Annotated in this window: 1 protein-coding gene (only partly in view); it reads right to left on the reverse strand. The window is 65.9% G+C overall.

Annotation, left to right across the window (positions count from 1 at the left end; translation table 11 throughout):
* On the reverse strand, window positions 1–8,988 hold the 5' portion of the coding sequence (locus tag ABZV91_RS09080) for a winged helix-turn-helix domain-containing protein (protein WP_355237764.1). Its footprint begins 18,117 nt before the window's first position; only the first 8,988 of its 27,105 coding nucleotides appear in the window; its start codon is at window positions 8,986–8,988; the stop codon falls past the left edge of the window.
* Window positions 8,989–9,023: the final 35 nt, after the last annotated feature.

A 9,023-nucleotide genomic window follows, 5' to 3' on the forward strand; every position in this document is an offset into this window, starting at 1 on the left:
GGAATGAGAATTGCGATCGAGCGGGCGCCCGTCGATGAGCCGAAGGGGCATATCCCGCCCGGGAACGCCGCTCGGCCTCCGACCAGGCTGCAACGGTCTCTCGGGCGTCCCATCGGCTTTCCACGCCATCACGTGGCATATCGCCTGCGGCCCCAGTTCGTGAGTCAGATTGGCGGCCCAGGCGTCGGCCGCCTCGTCTCCGCGCACGGTACGCACTTCGGGAACGATCATGCCGCGCCGGCGACGGCCCACTGGTATCTCGATGGTGACGGCGTCGCCGTCCTTCCGGGCGGTGAACACGATGCGATCGGCCACGCCCACCGCGGTTCCGCCGGTCCGGCGTACATGCGCGACTATTGCCGCGGCGTCCGGATAACCACCCGGATGCCAGTTCGCCCCCGCCCACCGTGCCGCATCTGTCCCGGCGACTCCCCACGTGTGGATGGCTGCCACCCGATCCTCGGGAACGTTGATCGCCGGGCTGCCCGGCCCCTGCCCGGCCGAGTCGAAGGCGGCGAGCAGACCCGTCGCCGGAAGGCTCGGGTCCGCATGCATCCCGACATCGTCCACCGGTGGCCGTTCGCGCAGCAGAGCTACTACCGACTCGGCGAGTGCTCGTGGCGTTTCCCCGGTCAGATCAGGGAAATGTGTGGCCAGCACATCGTTTATCACGAATATGGTTCCGCGAGCAATACGCCATTCGTGTCCATAGCGCTCGGCCAGCAGTTCGGTTGGTATACCTTCCAGCGTTACGGACACCTTGCTGAGGTCGAACAGGTGTCGTGGCTCGCCCCACACAAGCGGCGGTACTTGGCGGGTCATCAGCCGGTGCAGGACGTGTGCCGGATGCCGAGGATCGAGTGTGGGGTCGGCCAGCACTGTTCGATGCCCCAGCTCGACGAGGTCGTACATCGAGATAAGCCATTCGAGCGCGATGCCTTTCCACCCAACCGGTATCGGGACGCCGGCGCCTCGTTCCTCAGGCATGAATGCGTCGTCACCGAGTTGACGCAGCCACTCGCCGAATCCGAGAGGGGTTAGGCCGGCCTCCCGGAAGACCAGGTACTGATGAAGCAGGAAGCGATACGCCTCCCACCTCCGGTCGCGATCGCGGATATCGTCGGGCTCCACGACGAGCCGAGTGATGGCGATCCGCCCGTTGGGCTCCACGTCGACCTGCAGATAGCGTTTCTGGAATTCATCGCGCCACACGGCGCCTGCGAACTCGGGATGCTCCGCTGCCAGTGCCGACACAGCCGCCGAGTGCCCGCCGGGCGGAGCGACCACCACCAGGACGCCTCCAGGTCCGGCCAGGTTCGGGTGGAACGCGATGCCAGGTCCGAGTTGTCTGCTCCGGGACCGGCCCTCACGTTCCGCGGCGACGACCGGGCCGGTGATGGCGGCGTCGCGGGCCACTCGAGCGCGAGACGTGGCAGCGGCGAGTTCTTCCTGGCGAACGAGTAGCTCGGCCAGCGCGTGGATGTCAGCCTTGCGTCGCTCGATTTCGTCGCGCCGCAGCCTGTGTTCGGAGTCCGTGATCGAAATCGAGTCCAGCTCGAACCGATCGACGCCGACCGCGGCAGCGAGAGTGGTGCGATCGCGCTCTACCGCGGTGTGCAGATCTGCCATCACCGCGTTGCGGACGGCAGGATCGGCGTCCATGCTCAACTCGTCCGGCGAGGCCACCCCGAGCCGACGCGCCAGCGCATCCCGCCGCTGCGCGCAGAGGCGCGACTCGACGGCGGCGGCCTCGGCTTGCCGGACGAGATCACGGTATGCATCGTTCTCTTCCGGTGACAGCGAGACCTGCAACGGTCGCGGCTGTTGGTTTTCGACATCGAGATTGCTGATGCGCAGCTGGTCGGTGAGATGCCGCGCCAGTCCGGCGAGCGTCCGATTGTGGAACGGGGTACTCAACTCGGCACGACCGGAAACCACCCTGTATTGCCAACCGCCCTGTTCTGGCACCAGGTCGATCTGCACGGGTTCGCCCGCCGCCAAGCCCCGCAGAAGCCAAGGGTGGTGGCGGGTGCCGCTGCCCGGGTGGGCCTCGATGCGGCCGAGCGCGACCGACTTGTCACCCGGCGTGAAGTCGGAGATGGTTCGGGCCAGGCGGTACATGAGCCGATCCGGATCGGGATCAGACGATCCGGCGAACCATCGGTTGAGCACATCGCCTGGGTGTCCATCCCCGTGCGGCGGTGCCACGCGCCAGGATCGACCGTCATCGACGATCTCGACTTCCGCTGTCATGCCGCCTATATCGATCACACCCACCAAAGAGGCGATGCCCGTGGTGGGGCCGAGTCTCGGGTTGAACAGGTCCGGAAGCGCGAATTCCCGGGTGGTGATGCGAATAAGGACCGCGGTCGGGTGGGCAAGATCTCTGCTCACTGTCGGCTGTTCCCTGGCCGCCGCGACGGCGAATGTCTGGACCGTGCCATCGCGTTTGAGTGCGCCGCGGTCGAAACACTGGTCGCCGAGCTGGGCGAGCCAGTCACCGAACCCGATGTTCACCAGACCGAGTCGGCGATACCGCAGATACTCGTCGAGCAGAATACCCTCGGTCTCGATTGGCAGGGCGGCACGATGCGGACCCTCGGCCGCCGGAGCCGAAATCGTGGTCACGACCGGTCCTTCGATCCCGGGCTCCACCGCCCGATACCGGCAATCGAACTCCGGCCGCCAGCGGGCACCCGCGAAACGCGGATGCGCCGTGGCCAATTCGGCCATCGCGCGATTGTGTCCCCCAGGTGGCGCGGCAACGACCACGAGACCACCGCCGCCTACCGGGTCGGGAAGGAAAGCGGCATGGTCGGTGAGCCGGTCGCCGGTGCGGCCGTCGGCCTCCCACTCCGCGAGTAGGTCCGTGATCGCGTCGTGCGCCGAGCGCCGGTCATAGTCGCCCCGGGCGACGCGAGCGGGCGCCACCGCAGGATCGGGCTCGGGCCCCACCTCCGTGCCCGGCCGGCCCGCGGAACGCCCGGCACGCGTCACTTCGTGGACGAACACCCGGCCGTGCTCGTCGACCACAACGTGGCACCCACGCAGCTCCACCCCGCGGCGAATCAGATCGTCGAATTCGTCGGAATCCACGCCCTCGAGCACCTGCTCCAGTCGCGACACCGGCCCGGCTACGAGCAGCTGCGGCGGCTCGCCGTCGACTTCCAGGACACCGATTCCCGATCCCAACCGCCTGCCGCCGCGGGCGAGGATCTGGTCCCGGATCACCTCCTCGGCAACGGCGGTTGCCGCCTCGATGCGCAGACGCTGCTCTGCCATCTGCGCAAAGCCGTCCAGAACCATACGGCTTTCCAGGTCGACCGCACCGTTCTCGATGTCGAAAGCGTCGGCCTCCGCCTCGGTCCGTTCGCGCAGCAGCAGCGGCAAGTCGCGTAGCGCGGCGGCTCGCTTCTGGTAGCCGTCCCTGTGAACACCGACGGCCCGGGCCAATTCACGTGTGCTCGCGGTCGCCGCCTCGTCGATGCCGAGCCTGCGAGCACGCGCCACTGTATCGGCAACGAAACGGCGACGGGTTTCGGCCGCCTCGGCAATCCACTGCCCCCAGCTCGATACTTGCGCGGCAGCCGACGGGACAGGTGTGAACTCTCGTGGTGCGCCTACCGGTTCCCAGCCCGAAGCGTGCTGCCACGAATCCGGTGCCCCCTCGGCGACGAGCCGATCGCGGGCCAGACTGACCTCGTCGACCCGGTCGTTCACCTCCGCAACCAGCCACTCGTACCGGTCGGTGTATCGAAGCAGGGACAGAAGCCGCCTCCACCGGGTCGCTGCCCGCAGCAGCTCGTACAGTTCGGCCATGCGGGCCTCATCGCTCTTGCCGCGGGTAGCCAGTAGCTCGGCTTCCCACTCCGCGGCGATCTGGTCCACCCGGCTCGGAGTCGGCCCGACGTCGGCGCGCGATCTTCCCTCCGGTGCAATTGCCTGCTGCAACCGGTCCCCGAGCTGTGCAAACTCACGGCGTACCGATCTGAGCCGACCCGCTGCCCCGGATCTCCGGTCGCCCAGGTCACTCACCGGAACGTGGCACAGGTCGGCCCATTGATCACGCAGCGTCACCACCCGACTGAGCTCGTCGAGCAAATGATCACGGAGCGTCACCATCCGACTGAGCTCGTCGAGCAGCTGCCGCGCCCCGTTTGCATCGGCGGCGGGTTCTCCGACGGGTACTCCGGATTCCGTCATCTCGCCGACCTGCCGGAATTCGGTGACCCGCTCCACGTTCTCGGTGCGCTGCCCGGCGGTTTCGAGCTGTTCGTGAGGTGTGGCGGGCTCGGTCAGGCCATCCGACGGCCCGAGGGAGCGAGCGAAGTCCGTTCGCGCACTGACGACCCCGTGGGCGAGGTAGGAGAGGAGGCTGGTCTCGAGGTAGGAGGTCACCGTGGTGATGAGCTCGCCGAGGGCCGAGCCGGTCCCCGCCCTCTCGCCGAGCAATCGCCACTCGATCAGCGGATCTGAATCCGCCATTGCCTCGGCCTCCGGATCGGACTCCGGGGTTCCGATCATGGTCATCAGATCGATGTGCTGAGCCGCGGGCGTACAGTCGATCTGCTCACGAACGTTCGGCAGATCCTGGTCTGTGGGATTCTGTAGCAGAATCCCGCGCAGGATCCAGGAGCCGAGCACCTGAAGTTTCCCGGTCGACATCCGTTGCCCCAGCCGCTGCCACCCGTCACGGTCCAGCGTCCGCAAGTGGTTCAACAGCGGCTCCAGTACTTGTTCCACACGTCGATATCCATCCGGCTCTTGCCCGTTCAACCGGATGAGTTCCGCCTCCAGCACATCGCGCTCGCGTTTCCACTCCGCCGGGTAGCCCGGGTCGGAAATCCCCTTCAACGTGTCCTGGTGGACTGCGTGCGCAAGTAGCCGACTCAAACTCCGCACCAGAGCATCCCGATGCTGTCGCAAACCGACAGACACCGTGGACCCGATGGTTTCCTCGAATAATCGGTTCATTTCGGCGGCCCGGTACGAGACCACTTTCCCCGACCGCCCATCCGATCCATCCAGGTCGTCGTCCGACCGGGAACCGATCGGCGCACTCCCGCCCCGCGGCTCGTCATCGGGCGTCTCGTCCGCCGTATTCGCGTCTGCGCCGGGACCGGGTAGCGACACCCCTTGGCCGGCGGCTGTCCTGGCTTTCCGGAGCGCGATACCGGCAGCGACAGCGGCGAACCTCTCGTCCAGTTCCATGTCCAACGTCTCGAGTTCGGTGTTTCGGTCCTGCGCCCCACGTCGGTCTGCCGACACCGGCCGCGCTGCCAATGCCCGTGCTCGCGCACCCGCCTGTGCACCGAGCACGTCAGCCTGTTCGGACAGATACCGGGACCACTGCTCCAGCTCGCGGTGCTCGTCCTCGGCGGCGGCCAGCTCCCGTAGCGTCCGGTGCCGGTCATCTGCGGTATCGGCACGGTCAGCCCGCAGCTGCAGGTCGGCCAGCCGCATCTCGCTCTGGAACTCCTGAGACCGCGCCTCGTCGATCGCCTGGTTCAGTACATCGATGGCCCGGACCCATGCGTCGTATCGGTGGAACCAATGCGCATTGCCGAGGACCGATTCGATGTCCCGGTACCGTTCGAGGGCGGCGACCTCCGTGGTGGCATCCCGTGCGCCGGTGAGTTCCGCGATTCGCTGCTCGACCCGCTCCAGAGTCACCGCCGTCGGATCGGCTCCCCACTCCTGGCTGATCTGGGCAGCCACGTCTGTGCGCAGGGAGTCCAGTCGCACCGGTGCATCGGAGTCGGGAGCTAGCGTCCATACCGACCAAACAGCGAAACCGGCGTGTCTGCGGGCGATCTGGTCGACCTCGGTGCGCGCGACTTCACGCGTTTTGGCGGCGTTCGCACGCAGTTCCACCAGCTCGGGGCGCAAACCTTCGGCCACCTCCGGGCCGATATCCGTGAGACGCGCCGGACCGCCTGGTGCCTCGAAAACAGTTGGCACACAAGCGGGCTCGAGGGCTATGAGGGCGAGGCGGCGGTCCAGCTCGGCGGTCAGCACACGATTCTGCTCGACGACCGTGGCTGCGGCGGCCAGCGTCTGGAGTCCGGCGAGGTCGTGCGCGGCCCCCCATACTGTTTCCTCTTGGCGCAGGTGGGACCAATCGGGCGTTCCGTCCGCTTTCAGCGGCGGTAGCGCGCTGATTTTTCGCTCCAACTGTTCGAGTTGATCGCTGGACAGCGGCGTCTTCCAGCCGATCTCCGACCGCAGCGATTCACGGGCGGCCCGGAGTTTATCCTCCAGCCCGGACTGTGGCCGCCGGAAATCCATGCCCAGATGGTCGGCCAAATTGTCGAGGTACCGGTCGCGTTTGCCCGACAGCTCTCGGTCGTTCGACCATTCCTGGTATCCGTGTGCGATGTCATCGAGCCGATGGGCCATCGTCGCCACTCGCCGATAGATCGCCGCGATCTCGCCGGCCGGGCGGTTGTGCGCGTGTGCCTGCCGCCACCAGGTATGAACATCACGCAACGCCGCCTGAAATGCGTCGATGCGACTCACCCGCAGGGTCGTTCGATGGATCGATTCGATCGTCTCCATCACAGTGTAGGCCGCACAGAGCTCGTCATAAGGCTCGTCCAGCTCGGAAGGCAAGCCGGAGTAGTCGAGCTGGCTGGACAATTCCTCCAGTATCGTCCCAGTCTTCTCGAGAGAGCTGAAATTCTTGATGGGGATATCCAGTTCCCGCGCCAGCACTCGACACACGGCGTCCAGTCTTTGCTGCCATTCGGTGACGATCCGTGAATTTCTGTTCAGCAACTCCTTCAGCGCGATCGGCCCATCCCCGAGCCGCTCCGACAGGTTATTCCGCAGCCGTTCCGATTCGGCTTCGGCGGCATCCCGGACCCTGAGCAGTTCCTTGCCGAGTCCGGCGGGTTCTCGTTCGCTGATCTGGGGGACCGCGACGCTCAGCAGCTGGTCCAGGTCACTCAGTGCGGTGTGTAGGCGGTCCCAGACGTGGTCTGGAGACTCGTCCGACCTATATTGTGCTGCACCGAGTTCCGAGCCGATACGGTAGATCTGTTCGGCTTTCGCGTCGATTTCGCGGATTCGCTCGATGAGGGTCTCGTGCCATTGGTCGTGATAGTTGAATTGTTCGGTGGCGAGGGCCACTGCGTCGAGCTCGCGCAATCGCTGCTCGAGTGTGGCCGTATCCGGGTCTTCGAGCTCGTCGGCGGAACTGTCCTGATCCGACCACTGAGCGAGTGCGGTTCGGACTTCGTCCCGCCGCCGGGGTATGTCCGTCAATTCGTCGGACCCTGGCTGTGCCGCCGATTCGTTCAGGTCCCGGCATTCGGCGATTCGTGCAGTCAGGTCCGCTGCCGCCTGGTCGCGTCGAACCCGTGCGTTATCGAGCGCCGCGCCCAGCGCGTCGATTTGCTCGACGCGTTTGCGTAGCCGGTCGAGCGTTACCCCGTCGGGTTTGAGGGTCGGGTCGATGTCGGACCCTGGTTTCTCGGTATTGGTGGTGCCGCCGCGCCACTGGAGTTCGGCGGTATCGACGGTTACACCGTGGCGCGCGAGCTCGGCGGCGGCCTCGGCACGCACCCACCGGAGAGATTCGGTGGGGCCTATACCGGGGTCGGGTGTCGTGGGCTTGGGCCGGTAGACGTCTCGGGGTTGTTCATGACCGGATTCGGCGGCGTGATCCGTGTGGTCGGGTTCGGGTGAGTCCTCTGGTGGCCGGTGGCCTACGTTCGCGAACCGGTATGGTTCTGTTGGATCGCGTTCGGGTTCTGCCTGTGCTGCTGCGGGATGGAGCCGGATAACGTTGGATTGGTCCGCAGGCGCGTCACTGTCTTCGTGCGATTGAGCTGCAGAGTCGTGATCCGCTGGATCGCGGGAGAGGGCGACGCCTAGTTCGTTGAACAATACGGCGCAGACCTTGCTGTGAGCGGTGCCGCGGAGAGGGTCGATCTGCCGTTGTGTTTGTTTTATATCGTTGTGGAAGGCCTCGCCTGTCTTCGCTGTTTTGAGCAGCGCCTCTGGGTCGGCGAGGTCTTCGGGTGTGAACTTCAGGCGCTGGGGTCCGGCGGCGATATCCAAGGTGGCCATTTCCGGGTGCCCGTGTTCGTGATTCTGGTTGAAGTACGTCTTCACATGGGCCTCGAGCCACGGGTGGGATTTCTGTTCCTCGCGCCAGGGTAGGTCGTATTTGTCCGGGTTTGTCTTGGGTCGGGGCAGGCCCTGCAGCGCCGATACCAGATCAGCGACCTGGGTAGCGTTTCGTACTTGCGCGATGCGTTGCTGGTAGTCGGCTTTCTCGATACTGGGCTGGAAGCGGTGGCTCGCCAGGAGGTTTCTCGCGTACTCGAGGTCGGTGTCGGAGGGCCGGCCCTGAAGCCACGGGTGGGATTTCTGTTCCTCGAGCCGGGGCAGGCCCTGCAGCGCCCACATCAGGTCGACAATCCGGGTGGCGTTTCGTACCTGCGCGATGCGTTGCTGGTAGTCGGCTTTCTCGATACTGCGCTGGAAGCGGTGGCTCGCCAGGTGGTCTCTCGCGTACTCGAGGTCGGTGTCGGAGGGCCGGCCCTGAAGCCATGGGCGGGATTTCTGTTCCTCGAGCCAGGGCAGGCCCTCCTGCTTCGGATCGCTGTCGAGCCAGGGCAGGCCCTGCAGCGCCGACATCAGGTCGACAACCCGGGTGGCGTTTCGTACCTGCGCGATGCGTTGCTGGTAGTCGGCTTCCTCGATGCTGCGCTGGAAGCGGTGGCATCCCAAGAGGTTGCTGGCATATTCGAGCTCGGCAGCGGAGGGCTTGCCGAAGGCGTTGGCGATACGGTTGTGGATGCCCCAGGCGGAGAAGCCGGGGTGCTCCTCCAGGTAGCGGACCAGTTCGTAGAGGTTGTCGAATTCGTGTAGCGTGCCGCCGCCGGAGGCATCGATGACCGTCTGTCTCGTATGGCCGGCCAGCGGGGTGTATTCGGGCATGGTGTCGGCGAGTTCCGAGTTGCGGTCGCTGTAGAGCACCCGCCGGACCGTGACGGCGTTGTTGACGCAGCCGT

The organism is Nocardia sp. NPDC004568 (genome assembly GCF_040609955.1).
In the GTDB taxonomy this organism is placed as follows: Bacteria; Actinomycetota; Actinomycetes; order Mycobacteriales; family Mycobacteriaceae; genus Nocardia.